Consider the following 16,543-nt stretch of genomic DNA (forward strand, 5'->3'; position numbering starts at 1 on the left):
TCTATCGCAATAAGTCGTATAGCTTCATTGCAAAGCCACCCTAAATTTAAGATGACTTTGATTCAATCAAGTTAGGCATTTTTTTTATAATGCCGAGTGGGGCGACCGACACTGCCGTAATTGATGCTCGCCTCTAAAAATCCCATCGTGACCGCATATTCAAGATAACGTCTTGCGGTGGTTTTACTTATACCAACTAGCAGCCCAATGGCACTGGAGGTTTGTAGTTGATCATCAACAAAAATATCCATCACTCGTCTTAATGTAATCACATCAATATTTTTAGGTAATTCATCAACAATACGACTATCCCGACGGACGCCGTAAGCGCGGTTTATTTCACTTTGTTTAAATTCAGTGGTAGATGAAATCGTGCGGTAATAATCTTTAAAACGCTGTAATACATCATTGAGCGAGGTGAGTGCTAATGGCTTAATTAAATAATCAAAAGCGCCAAGGCGCACGCCAGAGGTAACGGTTTGTGGATCGGTTGCTGCAGTTAACATAATGACATCAATATCAGGTTCTGTACTTGTACGCAGTTTCCTTAACCAATTAATGCCAGTGCCATCCGGCAGGTAATTATCAAGAATGATCAATTTAGGTTTTAGGGTATTTAGAATAAATCGCGCGTCAGCAAGAGATGAAGCTATTCCAACCACTTCATAAGCGGGATTTTGGCCGATGTAAGCTGCTATCATTTCAGCGAGTTCAATTTTGTCTTCTACAACTAGAGTTTTAATTTTATCTATCACGCTGACATTCCTTTTTTAGGTACAAATAAACTAAATATGGTGCCGTAAGGTTCGTTATCTTCTACGATAATTTGTCCATTTGCTTTAGTGACTAAATTGGATATTAGGGCTAATCCCACTCCGTGCGGTAAGTTGACATCTGCTTTACTGGTATAGCCATCCCTAAAGATTAATTGTTTATTTTCATTTGCTATACCGATGCCGTTATCGGAAATTTCAATAATGATTTCGCTACCTGAATCGGTTGCAAAAAATTCGACTTCACCTTTTCGATCGGTTTTGGCGATCGCTTCATAAGCGTTATCGAGTAAATTACCTAAAATGGCTGCAATTTCATTAGGGGCCAGTGGCGATGAGTCAAGAATTAGCGATGAGCCTCAATAATGGCGATTGAAAATCCCAGTTCATGAGCACGATGTTTTTTGCTAATGATTAATGCGGCAATGAGAGGATGAAAATGCGCAGTAATGCCTGATATGTCTTCTTGTAAAGCATGGCTTTCTTTATGGATGAATTGGATCGCTTTATCGAATAATCCCATCTCTAACATACCTGAGACTACGGCAACATTATTGGCATACTCATGGGTTGTTGCTCTTAAATTATCTCTCTCTTTAGCGATTTGATTCGCCATTAGTTCTAGCATTGCCGCAGCATTGCGACAGCGAAAACTGACCACATAACCAATAATGTCATCGTTATCTTTCATCATGGTTCTAGAGGCGATAAGCGTTTCACCATTAAGGTTAATGGTGGTTTCATTCACGACATCACCAAGCTCAGGGGTGAAAAACTCACTTGGATAACAATAGGTTGAAATAGGCTGGCCAAATAAAGATTCTTTGGGTTGCTCTATACCTAAAATTTCTACGGCGCGTTTATTGATCACCATAATAATGCCATTGATATCAACAGCAATAACGCCTTCTGCAACGCTGTTTAGAATGCCTTTACGTAGTTGATAGGCTTGTGATATTTGAGTTGGACTCATGCCTGAAAGCTGTTGCTGAATATAGTTACTAAAGCGTTTCGAGCAATAGATCATGACTAATAACATTAAGATAATGATGCTACTGGCTTGAAATAGATAAAGATGAATCAGATTCTGTACGTGATTTTGTAAAAAGCCGACAGAAACGACACCTACAATGGTGTTGTGATAATAGATAGGCATGCGAGTGTTAATGGTTACGCCTGATAATCCACGCCGAATCGTTGTGATGACTTTACCATTAGCAACATCGGTAAAGTTATGGTCTTGTATAAATCCACCTTCTTTGTTGGGATCGGTATGAAATAATCGCTGCCCATCTTTACCTGCAATCACCACAAAACCCAGTTCAAGGTGATATTGTTGTTTACGCAGTATGTTGTCTAATAATTTACGGTTGCTCTCTTTAGTGGCAAATTCAATTTCCGGGTTCATGGCTATTGCTGTCGCAATGTTACGGGTTTCATGAAATTTATCATTGGTAATAACGCTATCTATCGCGACAAAAGTAATTAATACACAAAAAACGGCGATCAAAATGGCGGCAATAGATTGGATGAGTAAAATACGGTCTTTAAATTTCATAGAATTCTTATTGATAAAATACCAAGCAGTAGCGTCATAAGATGATCAAATTGTTCAATTATTTGAATATATTAGCTGTTTAAGCAGAGGGCTAAATAACGGTTAAGGTTAAAGTTTGATTAAAGTTATATTAGAGTGAACTCGACAGTTAATTAAACTGAGGAGTTGTTCGTTAATCATTCACTTGCGTGATAGGGTTTTGGCTTTTTAATCAATTTGTTACGTATATTTTGGGTGTGGTAGGTTGATAATGTCATATATAATGTAAATAACACCACAATGATGATTATTGCGGTGTTATTTAATTCATTGTTAGGCTATTGCTTGGATTTTGTAATTGATGACTTGGCTGTAAGAGATGACATTATTATCATTGACTAAATCGCCCACTTTTAGTTTTTCTAAGACATTGTCGATAAGCACATTATCACTATTAATTAAGGCAATAATGACTTCATCTGCAGGTTCAATAAAGTGAGTTTGTCCCCAGGCGGTATAGTTAGGTGCGCCGCAAAAAACGACAATTTCATCAGGATAACCAGCAGCTGCTATTTGCGGTAGAATTTGTTGGCAAATTCCCTCCGATTGTTGATTATTGACGGTATCAACCAGCCATTCACATAACCATTGATAAAAAACTTTTAATTCTGATGGATCTGCTATTGGCGTGTAATCAATATAGGCATTATTACGTTTGAGGATTGAAACCAGTTTATAGCGTTGATCAAATTGCGCTAGATTGTCTACTGGCCACCAATGCGATGCGATCCCTTTCGACTCATTGCCCCATGCTTTTCGTTGGTCAATTTTGTTGGCACCGTCAAGTTTTCTAATGGTCATATCATTACCAACCGTGATCGCTGTTGGGATAAATTGGCAGACTTTACCTTGCTGGTATCGCACGTTAAATTTAACCACAAATTCTGGTTCAGCTTGGATATTGGCACCAAACGGCGGATATTGCAGTTCGATGCCGCTAGAAATTGCATGATTATTTAAACCATTTACAATAAAAATTCCGCTGGGTAAGAGTGACTCTGTTATTTTTTCGGCGGCAGATAAATGACCGGCAAAGTTACCGATAATTCCCAAGCTAAAACATTTCATAACATATCCTTACTGATATAAAGTAATTTAATATTGTTGCTCAAATAGTATTATTGCTGACTGGTTAAGTGTTCAATTTGTGCAATAAACCAAATTGCAGAAAGGCAATCCGCACTGCCGCCGGGTGATAAGTTTCTTTGTACACATTGATGATTAAATCGTTCAAGTTGATAGCGTAATTGGCAAGTATTTAGCGATAACCGTAATAAGCCAGCGGCGCGTTGCCGTACAAAAGCAAGACCAGCTAAGCCGCCCCGTTTAACTAAGCAGCTGTCACTATTGATCGCCATACAGGTCAATAGTGCAAGATACATGGCATGGCTATCGTCATGGCCTACTGCCCGTGCTTGTTGATAGCGTGATAAACCACTCATGATGGTAGGAAAACCTGATTCAGCCTCCCCTCTAATCCCCTTCAATCCATATTGAGTAAATACTTTGCGTCCATGGGTATTTGCAATACCTTGGCTAAGTTCGCTTGTCATCCCTTTGCATATGGTTTGAATTGTATGTTGAATTAATCGCGCATTAATTTTCTGCTGATGCTGCATTAAATAGCCCATTGCCGCGGCTAATACCCCCAGTATAAAAATGGCACCTTTATGGGTATTCACATTGTGGGTTGCTTTAAACATCGATGCTTCAGCCTTGATACCAATAGGTCTAATTTGCACTAATAGTCTGCTTAAATCGGTACCATCAAAATGGTAGCCCACTTGTGCTAATTCAATTAGAAACGGCAATATGGCCTGAGCACTTTTTTGGAATGTCATGATATTCATATCTTGATGAGCACCATTTGATAATGCCGTAACCAAGCCCGGTTTTGGGTGTAGGGCCACTTCTAATAGCAGTGCGTTATAAGCCAAATTGCCAATCAGCTGGGCGGGGGCTAAAAATGGGTCAACTTGCATTTTTATGTTTAGAACCGTGGCATCTTTATGGCGTTCTATGGCATTCATCATTGTGTTAACTTCTCTTCAATTGCAGCTTGTAATTGTGCCAGTGAGTGGCGTTTATTGCGGCCACAATCTTTCGCTGAATGTTCACAAATAAGGCATTGGCGTGCTGAATAACCGATGGCTCTGCGTGAAACAGGTCGTCCCGATGAATCAATCACATCAATATCCATCAGACGTCCTAATGGTAAGGATTGTTCTAGCGAGATCAGTTGAGTTTTTAAGCTTTTTGCCGTAATACCTTTGACTGCAACCAATAAGTGTAAACCTGCTTTATGGGTTGTAATTTGTCGGCTGATAACTGAAAAAGGAGTATCTATACAATATTGTTGAATAGCGTTGAGACCCTGCACAAAAATAATATTGGCAGCTCGATTTACTTTTACAGGTCCCATCATGTTAACGCTAAAACTAATTAATAGGTCAGCGTTAGCTAATGCATGACATTGCTTATCCATGATGAGATCGTGAAACGCCATAACGTCTAATGGACCGATAGATACTCCATTAAACATTAGTGAGCGACCTGATAAATACGATCAATCACTGAACCATCGCGATAACGCACATTAGCGACAACTTTATCGGTATATTGAATTGCAGATGGCACACCTGTAATCAATTGAGCTCGTTGTTGTAAGGCCTCAATCGTCATAAGTTCAATACCATTTTGTTGTAATTGCTGCTGAATATCCTGACGGGCAGGGTTTACTGCAATACCGTGATCGGTTACCAGCACATCAATTGAATCACCACGAGTCACTAAGTTAAGTACTTTAGGTACAAGTGTTGGGATACGACCCCTAACGAGTGGTGCGACGACAATCGTTAATTTTGCGCCAACGGCGGCATCACAGTGACCACCTGATGCGCCTCGGATCACACCATCAGATCCGGTGATCACATTGACATTAAATTCAGTATCAACTTCTAATGCAGAAAGAATGACAACATCTAATTGATCAACTGCGGCGCCTTTACTGGTGGGGTTTGCATACTGATTAGCGCTAATTTCAATGTGGTTTTCATTACGTGCAAGGCTATCTGCAGCTGTGGCATCAAATGATTGCACATCTAATAGTTTTTTGATCAAACCTTGTTGATGTAGATCGACCATCGTCGCGGTAATACCACCTAAGCCAAATGCCGCAGTAATATTGTTTTTAATCATTTTGGGGGCGAGAAAACGAGTGACCGCAAGAGACGCACCACCAGAACCTGTTTGTAAGCTGAATCCATCGTAAAAATAACCGCTATGCTCAATGACATCCGCCGCTTTTTTCGCAATTAATAGCTCTCGTGGATTCGTGGTCATCCGAGTCGCACCGCCACCAATTTTTGACGGATCGCCGAGTTGATTGACCAATACCACACTATCAACGCAATCTTGAGCAATTGAAGCCGGACTATTAGGATAAGGTACCAATTTTTCGGCTAAAATAATGGTGTGCTTAGCATAGTTAGCATCGACTTTGGCATAGCCTAGCGAACCGCAACGAGCATTACCCGAAATGGCATTTGCGTTACCGAATTTATCGGTAATAGGCGCACCTAAAAAGGCGACATCAATATTAAGTTCGCCAGATTGAATTAAATGAACACGGCCGCCATGAGAGTGGATCTCAACTGGATTTTGCATCAAACCATTACTGATTTCATCGGCTAAGTGACCACGTAAACCAGAAGTATAGATTTTGCTTATTACGCCCGCTTTAATATGTTCAACTAAAGGCGCATGACAATCGGTTAATGAACTAGATGCTAGCGTTAAATTTTTAAATCCCATTGCAGCAATGGTTGCCATTACATCATTAATTAACAGATCGCCATTACGGAAAGCATGGTGAAATGAGATGGTGTCACCATCTTTTAACCCAGAAGCGAGAATGGCATCTTTTAAATCAGAGCGAAGTTTTCTATCTTGTTTATTAGTGTTCATTACAATTCCTCTCTAATTCCTGATACCGCACGTTCAAGGGTTAAGCGCGCCCGTTCAATAATAGGGGCATCAACCATTTTGCCGTTAAGTGATGCAACGCCTAAGCCTTTTTCTTCCGCTTCTGTTGCCGCAGCAATTACGGCTTGAGCATGGTCGACTTCTTTGAGCGTTGGCGCATAGATATTGTGAAGAATATCGATTTGACGGGGATTAATTAAGGATTTGCCATCAAAACCAAGTTGTTTAATCAGTTCTGCCTCATGAATAAAGCCAGCCTCATTATTGGCATCACTATAAACAGTATCGAAGCATTGAATGCCTGCTGCGCGTGCAGCTTGTATTATTGAGCAGCGCGCAAATAATAATTCAATACCATCTGCTGAACGGTTGGTTTTTAAATTGCGCACATAATCTTCAGCACCTAATGCGATACCAATAAGACGTTTTGAAGCAAAGGCAATCTCTTTGGCATTGGTGATCCCAAGCGCTGACTCAATTGCGGCTAATAGTTTAGTTGAACCAACGGGTCTGCCATAAGCCTGTTCAGCGTGTTCAATAACAGCTTCCATATCAATGACATCTTGAGCTGAATCGGTTTTTGCGAGACGGATAACATCAACACCAGCAGCAACTACTGCATTAACATCATCAACACCGAATGCAGAGTCGAGTGAATTAACACGAACGACCACTTCTTTATCTTGATATAGCGGATGTTGCAGCGCATTAAATAGGATTAAGCGAGCGCTATCTTTTTCACGTAAAGCGACACTATCTTCCAAATCGAACATGATGGAGTCGGTATCGTAAATAAATGAATTGGAAACCATTGCGGCATTTGAAGCCGGCACAAATAACATTGAACGACGAAGTTTCATTACATCTCCTCCCAATTAAGGGCTGAAAGTTCGGCACCTCGTAATGCTGCGGTTTCTACTCGTGCGGCAATAATACAATCAAGTGCCCCTGAGTCAGTGACACGCCATTGACCATTTTCAATATGTAGTTTTGTTAGTATGTTACGTACTTGAGTTTCAACGGCATCTCTAAACTGAGTCGCTGATGATGTCACGCTGAGGCTAAATTGCGGCTGAGGCTCAACCTCAACAAATAGATCAGAGCTTTCAAAAGTACCAGCAACCGCTGATTGATGTATTTTCATTATGACTCCTAATTAAATTTGTAGTGCATAACCATGGTGTTCAATAAGGTAATTAATGGTGGATATGGGCAATAAGCTCGCCACCAGCGTTGTTGCATTTAATAAATTATTTCTCACTGTTGAGGCTGAAATACTGATACCACTGAGTGCGAGTCGTTTAATCTCTACAACGCTAATTTGTGGCGGTAACATGGCCATCATGACTTGGTTATAATTTTGGGTAATAGGGCAGTTAGGTTCGCTGCCGATATAGCGATGGGTAATGCCTAAGCAGGGGGCGATATAGCGTACAAATATTTCACAGTCGATCTCAGCATGTAGTTGATTGACTAAGTGACTCTCTTTTAAAAAGTAAGACGGAAAGGTACGTTTACTGATCATATAATCATTGCCTTCATGCACTGTAATATTGCGCAGATGTTGGCAACCATTACGTACCATCGCTAATCGGTCGCTAAAGGAAAAAGGTTTGTTTTCTTCTCTTACCACAAAAACATGCACCCAATCGCAAGCCTGCGCAGCTTGTTCTATCAAATAGGCATGCCCTTTAGTGAAAGGATTTGCATTCATTTCAATGGCTGCAATACGTTTACCGATAATTTTGTGACGGCTAAGTTGATGCTGTAGGGCGAGAAGTTGTTCTGGACGATTAACCAGTAATACTGAAGAGCGTGTCAGTGAGGTTAATGCCGTGAACCCCATACTTTGAAAAATACTGACCTTGTCAGGAGCGGTGAAAATGGACAAACTTTTTCGATGTAATTGATAAGCGCAGAGGATAATCTCAGTTACCATTGCCCGAGAAATTCCAGCACCTTGGTAATTATTTTCGATCGCAAAACATTTTAGAATATGGCCAGCGAGTCCAACGCAGCCCACCAACACTTGTTGCTGATTATGGGCAATGCAGAAATATTCAATATCTGACTCATATCTTAATCCTTGGCTTGCGATTAATTGCTCAATTGCTGTTTGATATAGCATTGAGTTAGCGCTGACGATTGAATATTGGATTTGCATAATCCCCTCCCTAATTTCATCTCACTATTTTTAAGGGGTTAGGGCATGAATAAATTTGAGCTATATCGCTATTTATGAGCGAAATAATATTCTTAATAAATTTAATAAATTTAATTGGCTTACCAGAGGGTTTTAAGCATGAAAGCGCGCTATTGCAGGGGGATAAAGTCTGATATTAAAAAATTACACTGGGTCAGTGATTAAATGATGAAATTAGATATCAAGCGTTGAAAATAATTAAGTTCATTAAAACTATTAAAGCAATTTATCACAGTCAAATTATGTGATCTGGTCAAATAAATTCGCTAAAAATAATCGTACTTTGTTAATCAGTTAATTCACACTGGAATATTAACAATGCTAGATACGATAATTCAATTACTGAAAGACGCCTCGATTCTAGTGTCATTATTCACCTTAGTTGGCTGTATTATTCAACGTAAGAGCGTTAATGACACCATTATCTCTGTCACAAAAACATTCCTTGGTTTTGTTCTTCTTTTTGCTTCTGCAAGATTGATGATATCGCCATCATTACATTCATTCTCTGATATTTTTATGATGGCGTTTAACGTCAAGGGTATCGTCCCTAATAATGAAGTTGTTATCGTTGATGCTATGGATCAATTGGGCCCACAATTTGCTTCGGCAATTGCATTAGGCTTAATTGGTGCAATGGCATTGAACTTAGTTTTTGCTCGCTTTACACCGCTTAAATATGTGGTGCTGTCAGGCCACCACGTATTTTTTATGGTGTCATGCTTAACGATTATTTCGTTACTTCACGGCTACAGTATGACCATCTCCGCCATTATGGGATCTGTGATTACCGCCGTTTGGTGTGTGGTTAGTCCGGCATTGTTAGTGGGTTATTGTCGGCGCATTAAAAATGTCGAACCGTTGCGGGTTTCAGGGGATTTCTCGATTGGTCAATTTGGCTCGACCAGCTATATGTTATCAGGCTTTTTAGGTGATAAATTTGGTAACGTAAATAATGATATTGAACAAGCTAAAATCCCTAACGCACTTGGTTTTTTAACTGATAAAAATACCTCAACTTTTCTTGTTATGTTGCTATTCTTTGTGGTTTCAAGTGCGGTAGCAGGATTTGATAAAGTACAATTAATTGCGGATCAACATGCTAAACATCATGCGCATATTAATGTGGTGCTATTCCTTTTAAAGCAATCAGGTCTATTTGCTGCCGGTGTATTTGTTTTAGGCCGTGGTGTGAATATGTTTGTTGAAGAGTTAATTCCTGCTTTTAAAGGTATTTCAGACAAACTGATTAAAAAGAGTATCCCTGCTATTGAGATTTATAGCTTATTCCCTTACTCAAAGAATGCTGTGTTTGTTGGTTTTATCTGTTGTACGGTTGCAGGTTTTATCACTATGCTATTCTGCCTTACTTTGGTCTACCCGTGATTGTGCCTTCGTTATTATTCACTTTTGCTAGTGGTGGTGGAGCCGGTATTGTCGGTAATGCGACTGGTGGTGTTCGTGGTTGTATTATGGGGGCGATTGCTTGTGGTGTGCTTTCTACAATTGGTTCTGCGTTAATCTTCCAGCCAATTTGGGATGCAGGGGTGCATGCTGCAACGACCTACTCAACCACTGACTTCACTATTTTAGGCGAGTTACTGCATCATACTTTGTCACTATTTAGTTAATCACTTCATCGTATTGTCCTCACTTATTCATTAGCTGATTTAAGTGAGGACATTTAGTTTTAAATTAAATTATTTTAGTAAAAATAATCTAACTTTAACCACAGGTTGCGACCCGGTTCGTTAACCTTAAAGGTCGGCACACTGCCAGGAACATCATTGCCAGCACCGCTGCGGCTGATATGTTCTGAGTAGTAACGATCAAATAGATTCTCTACGCCAAAGGTCAGGCGTAAATGTTCACTATGTTGCCAGCCAGCGTTTAACGCTAAGGTGCCAAAACCTGCACTTTCACCTAAGTCTTGGCCTGAAATATTGCCTTGCCCAATAGCGACTCGACTTTGGTTATCAACCACGCGCCATAATAAACCGAGTGACCAGTCATTAATGCGATAGTCTAGGCTAAAACGACCCTCTAACGGTGATACTTGCCCTAATGCCACATTATCCGTGTCATTATTTCCATGGGCATAAACCACACTGATTTGTGACTGCAAAGCTTCTGTAATGCGCCATTCCATGCCTAATTCGCCGCCCCAAATCGTGGCATCAATATTACGAGAGTGACTGGCACCGCCATTGTTATCAATCACGATATAGTCATCGATTTGACCATAGTATAAAGCGCTTGAAAGGGTGATGGATTGCGCATCGTAGATCCAACCAAGATCTAACTGTGTAGTTTGCTCAGGCTTAATATTAAAGGCTTTTTGGCTATTGTTAGCGCTGGATGATTTCATGATCTCCCAGTAATCAGGCATACGCTGGGCATGACCGACGCCGAAATAATATTGGTTTTGATCAAACTCATGTTCGATACGGGCAAAACCAGAGAAAAGATCGTCCTGACGCTCACCTTGCTGGGCAATATGTAATTCAGTTTGCCAATGATCGTAACGTAGCCCCGTCACTAATAATACGGGGTTAAAGTCATATTCAAACTCAGCGAATAAACCGTATTGCTGGTAACTCATATTTTCTTTAAAGGTTTTAGCCAGCAGATCGTCAAGACCATTGTCTGTTGCTGGATTAATGCTACGGCCTTTATGGGTTGAGTCTTGTGTATCGGCACCTGTAACCATGGTGAGTGCGCCAATAGACCATTGCGCCCAAAGATGTGCGCCAAGAGTGCTACGGCGTACATTGCTACCAGAGTTGACCCCTTGATCAAACTGATCCATCACATGATCATTTTCATTATGGTAAGCCTGAAACTCAATAGATTGCAGGTACTGACCATTAATCATATGTTCGCCCATCAGTGTGACATTTTCATTTTCAATCACACGAGCTTTGTTGGCTCTATCGGCATATTCTGCGCTGCCATCTGATTTGCCGTAGCGCAGTTCCAGTAATGAGTCGTCACTTGGCGTCCAGCCCAGTGCGACATCCATATTGCGGCGATCGTAACTCGACTGGATCGGATTGCCATGACCATCTTTATAGTGATCGCTGGCAGATTGATTAGCGGCGACTTCAAAGTAGTGGTTTTCATTACCAGCATTAAGCTCAACCACATAATCAAGCCGTTCAAAGCTGCCAGCAGTAATACTGGCGCGGCCAGAGGTTTCTTGCGCACCATAACCCTGTTTATCTTTTTCAAATAATACCGTGCCAGCAGAACCGACAGGACCATGACGTACGGTTTGTGGGCCTTTAATCACCTCAATACTGTCGTAAGATTCTGGGTAAATGTAAGCGGTTGGCGGATCCATACGGCCACCACAAGTACCATAAACATGTTGACCGTCATTAACGATATTGATGCGTGAACCGCCTAAACCACGCAGAGAGGGATCGCCACCTGCGCCACCTTTGCGGCTAATGCTAAAGCCTGGAATGGTCTTTAAAAAGCCTGCACCATCATATGCAGGCAAAGGGAGTCTTGGTTTTTTAGGATCGGTGACAACACTCAGAGGTTTACGCATAAGTTCACCCGTGATCACAATGCGATCATCGCAACCGTCAGTGTTATCACAAGTGTTGGCTTCATTGGCTAAACACTGCTGACCTAAGCCGCCAGTCATTAAAAGCGCCAACAATAATTTAGTCCGTTTCATCAATATCTACCTTTATTTTTTGAGTGATTGGTTTGGTATTGCAACTAAGTGATGGCAATTCTAGTGAGCAGATATGGGGAAGACAAAAGCAAATCAGATTACTGCGACAATGTGTCGCAGGCGATTGATACAGTGATCACATAAGCGTGAATAACTGAAGTAAAATGAATGATGTTATTGTATTTTTGCCGCGTAAATTAAAGCTGGTCGCGATGATCCATTACTGGCTTTTTGAGTAGTTTACGTTGTAGCGTACGGCGATACATACCAAGCTGGCGCGCGGTTGCAGAGACATTGCCATCATTGGCATTGAGTGCTTGCTGAATATGTTCCCATTCTAATCGCTTAGGTGATAACGGTTCTTCAATGACTGGCTGAACATTTATATTATGGGGCGCATCTGTTAGCGCATTTAATAAGGTTTGAGTATCAACTGGTTTGGCTAAATAGTTATCGGCACCTAATCGAATGGCCTCCACTGCAGTGGCAATACTGGCGTAGCCCGTTAGTAATACAATGATCGCTTTCGGCAGCAGTTGTCGCAGTGGTGAGATCAGTTTTAGGCCATTTTCTTGCTCAAGTTTCATATCTAATAAGATATGAGTAGGATTAAATTGTCTGGCAACTAATAAGCCTTGGCTGGCATCATGGCATTGTTGGCAGCTAAAGCCTTGTTTGCTCATGCGGCGGTTTAGTAAGCTGGCAAAGGCAATATCATCTTCAATAATCAGTAACTTATTTGTCATGGCATTATCCTCAATTAGAGACTTGCGCTAACGGTAGATAAACTTTCGCTTCAGTACCGCCTTCATCGGCGCTGGCTAGAAATAACTTACCACCTAATTTTTCAAAACTGGCATTGCTAAGTAGCAGCGCCATCCCCATACCATGTTGGCTTTTAATCAGTTGTTGACCTAATTGTTGCTGCATCTCTTTAGAGATACCTGTGCCAAAATCTTTAACAGAGATACATAGCTGCTGGCTGTCTGCTAATAAAAAGGCTGATAACACCACTTTAGCCTCACCAATATGGGTTAAGCTGGCGCGTCCTGCATTTTCCACTAAAGCCAATAATGCTGGCATTAAGCTAGCATCCGCTGTAATCGTCATTTTTGTGCGAGCTTGCTCGTCGTCTATTAATGCAAGTGTTACCTCAGGCATAAGTAGCAATACTTGTTGGCGTAAGGTGTTAATGAGTTCGCTTATGGTGAGCAGGTTTTGTCGCTGCTCTCTAATTGACTCAGTGGCCATACGTAATGAGTTTAGGCTTTGTTCACAACGCTGCATGGCCGAGTCCATTTCATGTATTGCCTTCGGGCTTGCATGGCTATCTTCAACCGCTTCATCAACCAATAAACGTAAGGTTGCCAGTGGTGTGGCTAATTGATGGGCCATTTGTGCAGATACCGTGCCTAGTGCTAATAACCGTTCTTGGCGTAATTGCGCTTCACGCATATAGCTCAGCTCCACTTCTTGTTTGAGCATGCGTTTGGCGATATAAGACATGCTGGTGGTCAGCACTAATGCAGAAATAAGAAAGTTAAACCACATACCTAAATAATGTGAGTTCATATCCATATCATGATGCATGGTATGCGGATCGGATCCGCTAAAGATCATCAAGCTATAAGCTAAACTCGACAGCAGCGTTAAGCTCCATGGCGCCCATTGTGGTAAAACCACCGCAGAGATCGCAATAGGTAATAGTAGCAGTGAGATAAATGCGTTAGTGGCGCCGCCAGTAAAGTAAAGCCAAGCGATCCAAAATAAGGTATCGATCAATAATAGAATGAAAAAATTGTGCTTAAAGCGGCTAATAAAATCACGGCCGCTAAAAGTGATTACCACATAGCTTATTTCAAGCAATAAACCTAGGTACACCACCGAGCTGGTCAGTGATAAACCAAATGTGTCAGCCGCAGTAAAGGTTAAGCCTATTTTTAATAATAATGAACCTAATCTCAGTAGAGTAAGTTGATCACTGGTATCAAGGTTTTTGATCGATGCAGTATTAAAACAGGTTTGCGGCATGGGATGATTCTTTATTGTTATTATATTAATTAGGTTAAGGTACGGATTGACATCGGCCATTTTAGCGACGGCTAACTTTGCGGTAACAGGCGCTAAAAGACAATTGAATTTGTCTAAGAATATGACGCTGGCTTCGCTTTTTTTGAGTATGAGAGGTGAGTATTGTAATGTGGATTTTGCAGCTTATTTTACCGTGCCATAGATGATGACACGGCAAATATAGTGTTTAGCGATTAAGTTATTCAGGCAGCATTAATTGCTCGAAAATTTGGTTAACGGCTTCCATGGCTCTATCACTTCGTCCTGTCACTGTTTTTTCAATATTTGAATTTTCAACAAAACTGCTGACGACATACAAATAAGTGATCTCAAGATCGACTTTGACCAATAGCCATTTTTCTTGGTTTTCATCAAAAACCCCTAAAATGATATGTTTAGGTTCTGGTTGCTCTGCCGTGCTCTCTCTATCGGAAAGGATTTGATGCATTTCAGCTAAAGGGTAGATATGCCGTCCATCTTCTGATGCACATTTGGCTCGCCATCTATCTTGTTTGGCAAACTCCTCAATGAATAAGCACTTTAAAAAGGTATCGCTTGATAGGCTCATAATGATCTAAACATCTAAAAGTGACACATACTAGTATCTAGTGATAGATGAATCAATTATTTATATAATTCAAATAGATAGTGATTGATTTGTGTTTATAATTGGCACTTGAGTTTACTGAGTCATTGCTAGCATGTAAGTCAGTTGTGCAATACGGGTACATATCAGGGTACATATCAACAAAAAGCCGTTACCGTCTCCTGTAACAGCCATAAGAGCACCCTGTTGCGCGTAAATATTTAATGCGTTAGCCCTAATAAACTACACCATAATGCATAGTGGCACAGCCATGACAAATAATCTCATCAGTATCAAAGTCAACAAGATAAGCTAAATCCATCGCCTGACCTTCATTAAATTCTTTTTTGCAGTGAAAACACAGTGCAGGGTATTTTTGCTCAGTTTCTAGCTTTTCTCTTAGTTCGTGCACCTCATCAAGTGTTGCTGTTAACGGCAGTGTCTCAATAATACGGTTGTAGGGTTGTGGTTGGTGAGGATGAGGCCATGCTGTCGAGGAGATATAGAACTTTATTTCATCTTGGTCTTTATACACGTTAACTATTTCACCAATAATAGATATGCGATCGACAAGACTGCAATCAAAGTGCTGTTTATATGTGACTTCACATTGTGTACCTTGCTGATTACTATCGCAAATGCCATTACCACAAAGCTCTGCGGCCACTAGTTTTTGGCAAGCTTGGCAAATTACAAAATGAGTAGATTGATCAATATAGTTATATAAGCCCTGCAAAGCATTATCTAACTCAGATAAATTAGGACTTATGACTGTATAAACAGGCTTCGTTGTACAAAGGGTCTTACCTAACCGTACCGAGTAAAAATGTATTAGCACTTCAAATTTCTCAGGTAACAGCTTAATGCTATATAGCACTTGTTGGCTCAGTGCTCGCTCAATACTATCGCTGAGTGATGGGGGATAGTAGCGATTATCTTTGGCAAAGGGATAACCATTAATCTCAAATGTAGGCGGGTATTTATATTGAAAGCTATTTGATTGAATGAGCTCATCAAATGCTTCAATCAGTTCGATATTACCTTCAATCCTTATCGCTTCTTGTTTTAGTAACGATTGTACTGTGGGGATTAAGTCCATTTTCATAAGTGACTTCCTGATTGTCATTTAAAAATTATTTCTAGTTATTTATATTATCAAATAAAGCATTGATAGCAGCTCAAACTTGTCAAAAAGTAATTCATTATTGCTTATTGTCTGTAACTAATCACGGAGTTAACTTAGCAGGAAGTACATATCAACAAAAAGCCCGTTACAGTTACCTGTAACGGGCTTTTCAATACAAGAACTTAGCCTAAGGCTATTAGTTCATGCCGTATTTCTTTAATTTCTTGCGTAGCGTACCACGGTTGATACCTAGCATGTTCGCTGCACGAGTTTGGTTACCACGGGTGTGCTGCATGATGATGTCAAGCAATGGTGCTTCTACTTCACATAACACCATTTCGTAAACTTCTTGAGCTTCCTGACCGTCCAACTGAGCGAAGAAGTTAGTTACGGCGCGTTTTACTGCGTCACGTAATAACTGAGGCTTAATCGTACCGTTAGCGGTTTCAATTTTACCTACGGTAAGCTGGTGAACTTCTGTGTGAGTTGTCTGATCAAACATTCGTATTCTGCTCT

16 protein-coding genes and 1 pseudogene are annotated in these 16,543 nt (G+C 40.6%); 1 reads left to right on the forward strand and 16 read right to left on the reverse strand.

Annotated features, from left to right (window positions below; translation table 11 throughout):
• Positions 1–71: 71 nt before the first annotated feature.
• From JCM15074_RS11145 to citC, 10 genes are all read right to left on the reverse strand, one after another.
• A complete protein-coding gene (locus JCM15074_RS11145) occupies positions 72–755 on the reverse strand; it encodes a response regulator (RefSeq protein WP_025821273.1) in 684 nt (227 codons plus the stop codon).
• Positions 752–1,120: a sensor histidine kinase gene (locus JCM15074_RS25625; RefSeq protein WP_084266994.1), complete on the reverse strand. Its 369-nt coding sequence runs from the start codon at positions 1,118–1,120 to the stop codon at positions 752–754. The genes JCM15074_RS11145 and JCM15074_RS25625 overlap by 4 nt, the downstream gene beginning before the upstream one ends.
• Complete coding sequence (locus tag JCM15074_RS11150; RefSeq protein WP_025821274.1) at positions 1,120–2,331, reverse strand: PAS domain-containing protein; 1,212 nt, start codon at positions 2,329–2,331, stop codon at positions 1,120–1,122. Before JCM15074_RS11150 ends, JCM15074_RS25625 begins: the two co-directional genes overlap by 1 nt.
• Before the next feature lie 312 nt (positions 2,332–2,643).
• Positions 2,644–3,438 carry a DUF5718 family protein gene (locus JCM15074_RS11155; RefSeq protein ID WP_025821275.1) on the reverse strand — a complete coding sequence of 265 codons (795 nt, stop codon included), beginning with the start codon at positions 3,436–3,438 and terminating at the stop codon, positions 2,644–2,646.
• Positions 3,439–3,488: 50 nt separating this feature from the next.
• Complete coding sequence (gene citG / locus JCM15074_RS11160) at positions 3,489–4,403, reverse strand: triphosphoribosyl-dephospho-CoA synthase CitG (protein ID WP_025821276.1); 915 nt, start codon at positions 4,401–4,403, stop codon at positions 3,489–3,491.
• Entirely contained in the window at positions 4,400–4,912 is a 513-nt protein-coding gene (citX, locus tag JCM15074_RS11165; protein WP_025821277.1) for a citrate lyase holo-[acyl-carrier protein] synthase, read from the reverse strand. The genes citG and citX overlap by 4 nt, the downstream gene beginning before the upstream one ends.
• Positions 4,912–6,336: a citrate lyase subunit alpha gene (gene citF / locus JCM15074_RS11170; RefSeq protein WP_025821278.1), complete on the reverse strand. Its 1,425-nt coding sequence runs from the start codon at positions 6,334–6,336 to the stop codon at positions 4,912–4,914. The genes citX and citF overlap by 1 nt, the downstream gene beginning before the upstream one ends.
• Positions 6,336–7,214, reverse strand: coding sequence for a citrate (pro-3S)-lyase subunit beta (citE, locus tag JCM15074_RS11175; protein ID WP_025821279.1), 879 nt, complete (start codon positions 7,212–7,214; stop codon positions 6,336–6,338). The genes citF and citE overlap by 1 nt, the downstream gene beginning before the upstream one ends.
• Positions 7,214–7,498, reverse strand: a complete 285-nt coding sequence (gene citD, locus JCM15074_RS11180; RefSeq protein ID WP_025821280.1) for a citrate lyase acyl carrier protein — start codon at positions 7,496–7,498, stop codon at positions 7,214–7,216. The genes citE and citD overlap by 1 nt, the downstream gene beginning before the upstream one ends.
• Before the next feature lie 12 nt (positions 7,499–7,510).
• The gene (gene citC, locus JCM15074_RS11185; protein WP_025821281.1) at positions 7,511–8,518 is read right to left on the reverse strand and encodes a [citrate (pro-3S)-lyase] ligase; all 1,008 of its coding nucleotides are present in this window, start codon (positions 8,516–8,518) and stop codon (positions 7,511–7,513) included.
• Between the two features lie 357 nt (positions 8,519–8,875).
• On the opposite strand from citC, the pseudogene JCM15074_RS21895 reads away from it, so the two are divergent.
• Positions 8,876–10,188, forward strand: a pseudogene (locus tag JCM15074_RS21895) (PTS transporter subunit IIC).
• A gap of 74 nt (positions 10,189–10,262) precedes the next feature.
• On the opposite strand, the gene JCM15074_RS11195 reads toward JCM15074_RS21895, so the two are convergent.
• The 6 genes from JCM15074_RS11195 to fis form a co-directional block, all read right to left on the reverse strand.
• A complete protein-coding gene (locus JCM15074_RS11195; RefSeq protein WP_025821282.1) occupies positions 10,263–12,245 on the reverse strand; it encodes a TonB-dependent copper receptor in 1,983 nt (660 codons plus the stop codon).
• Positions 12,246–12,442: 197 nt separating this feature from the next.
• Positions 12,443–12,991, reverse strand: a complete 549-nt coding sequence (locus JCM15074_RS11200) for a response regulator transcription factor (RefSeq protein WP_025821283.1) — start codon at positions 12,989–12,991, stop codon at positions 12,443–12,445.
• A gap of 10 nt (positions 12,992–13,001) precedes the next feature.
• The gene (locus tag JCM15074_RS11205) at positions 13,002–14,276 is read right to left on the reverse strand and encodes a sensor histidine kinase (RefSeq protein WP_025821284.1); all 1,275 of its coding nucleotides are present in this window, start codon (positions 14,274–14,276) and stop codon (positions 13,002–13,004) included.
• A gap of 238 nt (positions 14,277–14,514) precedes the next feature.
• The gene (locus JCM15074_RS11210; protein ID WP_025821285.1) at positions 14,515–14,883 is read right to left on the reverse strand and encodes a hypothetical protein; all 369 of its coding nucleotides are present in this window, start codon (positions 14,881–14,883) and stop codon (positions 14,515–14,517) included.
• A 253-nt stretch (positions 14,884–15,136) separates the two neighbouring features.
• Positions 15,137–16,006 (reverse strand): hypothetical protein, encoded by an 870-nt coding sequence (locus JCM15074_RS11215; RefSeq protein ID WP_025821286.1) that lies wholly within the window; start codon positions 16,004–16,006, stop codon positions 15,137–15,139.
• Positions 16,007–16,223: 217 nt separating this feature from the next.
• On the reverse strand, positions 16,224–16,529 hold the full coding sequence (gene fis, locus JCM15074_RS11220) for a DNA-binding transcriptional regulator Fis (protein ID WP_025821287.1): 306 nt from the start codon (positions 16,527–16,529) through the stop codon (positions 16,224–16,226).
• Positions 16,530–16,543: the final 14 nt, after the last annotated feature.

It is taken from the genome of Shewanella marina JCM 15074 (genome assembly GCF_000614975.1).
Taxonomy (GTDB): Bacteria; Pseudomonadota; Gammaproteobacteria; order Enterobacterales; family Shewanellaceae; genus Shewanella; species Shewanella marina.

Bases quoted from the DNA above. Each gene is read 5' to 3' on its own strand.
- JCM15074_RS11150 (WP_025821274.1), bottom strand. From the start codon at position 2,331: ATGAAATTTAAAGACCGTATTTTACTCATCCAATCTATTGCCGCCATT.
- JCM15074_RS11155 (WP_025821275.1), bottom strand. From the start codon at position 3,438: ATGAAATGTTTTAGCTTGGGAATTATCGGTAACTTTGCCGGTCATTTA.
- citG (WP_025821276.1), bottom strand. From the start codon at position 4,403: ATGATGAATGCCATAGAACGCCATAAAGATGCCACGGTTCTAAACATA.
- citX (WP_025821277.1), bottom strand. From the start codon at position 4,912: ATGTTTAATGGAGTATCTATCGGTCCATTAGACGTTATGGCGTTTCAC.
- citF (WP_025821278.1), bottom strand. From the start codon at position 6,336: ATGAACACTAATAAACAAGATAGAAAACTTCGCTCTGATTTAAAAGAT.
- citE (WP_025821279.1), bottom strand. From the start codon at position 7,214: ATGAAACTTCGTCGTTCAATGTTATTTGTGCCGGCTTCAAATGCCGCA.
- citD (WP_025821280.1), bottom strand. From the start codon at position 7,498: ATGAAAATACATCAATCAGCGGTTGCTGGTACTTTTGAAAGCTCTGAT.
- citC (WP_025821281.1), bottom strand. From the start codon at position 8,518: ATGCAAATCCAATATTCAATCGTCAGCGCTAACTCAATGCTATATCAA.
- JCM15074_RS11195 (WP_025821282.1), bottom strand. From the start codon at position 12,245: ATGAAACGGACTAAATTATTGTTGGCGCTTTTAATGACTGGCGGCTTA.
- JCM15074_RS11200 (WP_025821283.1), bottom strand. From the start codon at position 12,991: ATGACAAATAAGTTACTGATTATTGAAGATGATATTGCCTTTGCCAGC.
- JCM15074_RS11205 (WP_025821284.1), bottom strand. From the start codon at position 14,276: ATGCCGCAAACCTGTTTTAATACTGCATCGATCAAAAACCTTGATACC.
- JCM15074_RS11210 (WP_025821285.1), bottom strand. From the start codon at position 14,883: ATGAGCCTATCAAGCGATACCTTTTTAAAGTGCTTATTCATTGAGGAG.
- JCM15074_RS11215 (WP_025821286.1), bottom strand. From the start codon at position 16,006: ATGAAAATGGACTTAATCCCCACAGTACAATCGTTACTAAAACAAGAA.
- fis (WP_025821287.1), bottom strand. From the start codon at position 16,529: ATGTTTGATCAGACAACTCACACAGAAGTTCACCAGCTTACCGTAGGT.